1 protein-coding gene is annotated in these 807 nt (G+C 72.5%); it reads left to right on the top strand.

The window, feature by feature from the left end:
* Positions 1-807: cache domain-containing protein (locus VTU_RS0124500; protein WP_010110412.1), on the top strand; the 807-nt coding region annotated here is incomplete at both ends.

Below are 807 nucleotides of genomic sequence, written 5' to 3'. Positions count from 1 at the left end.
GGTCACGCGGGCCTCGGGGCAGGAGGCCGTGCGCCGGGTGGTGGGTCGCCAGACCGACGAGGTCGAGGTCGTGGCGCGCCTGCTGGCGAGCAAGATCGAGCAGAGCCAGAAGCTGCTGCGCAGCGTGGCTGCGGGAATCACGCCGGGCATGCTGGAGTCGCCCGCTGCGCCCGAGTGGTTGCAGCAGCAGGGTCTGCCCGCCGTGCAGTTCTTCGATACCTTGCAGGTGCTGCGCGCGAATGGCGAATTGCGCCTGAACCTGCGCGCCGGGCGCGCGCAGAAGAGCGCCGACCTGGACCCCGCCGAGCGCGACGCGCTGGGCCGCACGCTCGCCGGCGGCAAGCCGCTGGTGTCGGAGCTCATCGCGGGGCATGGTGGCGGCGAGGCGCGGGTCATGTTCACCATGCCGCTGCACCACGAAGACGGCACGGTGCTGGGCGTGGTCGCCGGGGCGCTGCGCTTGCAGTCGCAGAGCCTGCTGCCTCCTTCGATGACCTTGCCCGCGCACGACGACTCGCAGCTCGTGGTTTTTACGCGCGACGGAACCATCCTCGCGCATTCGGACCCCGCGCGCGTCCTGGGCCAGGTGCGCGACGAGGCCGGGCTGGCGCCGGTCTACCTGCACTGGCTGGAACGGGCGCAGCCGATTGCGGGGCGGGGCGTGACGCATATGCAGCCCGAGCATGTCGTGAGCATGGCGGGAATGCCGCTGCCGCAGTGGATCGTGGCGCGGGTGAGCAGCTCCCGGGCCCTCTTGGCCCCGTTGCGCGGCGCGCAGCGCGAGGCCTGGTGGCTGGCCGCCGCGAG

Origin of the sequence: Verminephrobacter aporrectodeae subsp. tuberculatae At4 (assembly GCF_000193225.1) — a bacterium.
Taxonomy (GTDB): Bacteria; Pseudomonadota; Gammaproteobacteria; order Burkholderiales; family Burkholderiaceae_C; genus Acidovorax; species Acidovorax aporrectodeae.
This window is presented reverse-complemented; position numbering and strand designations above follow the sequence as displayed.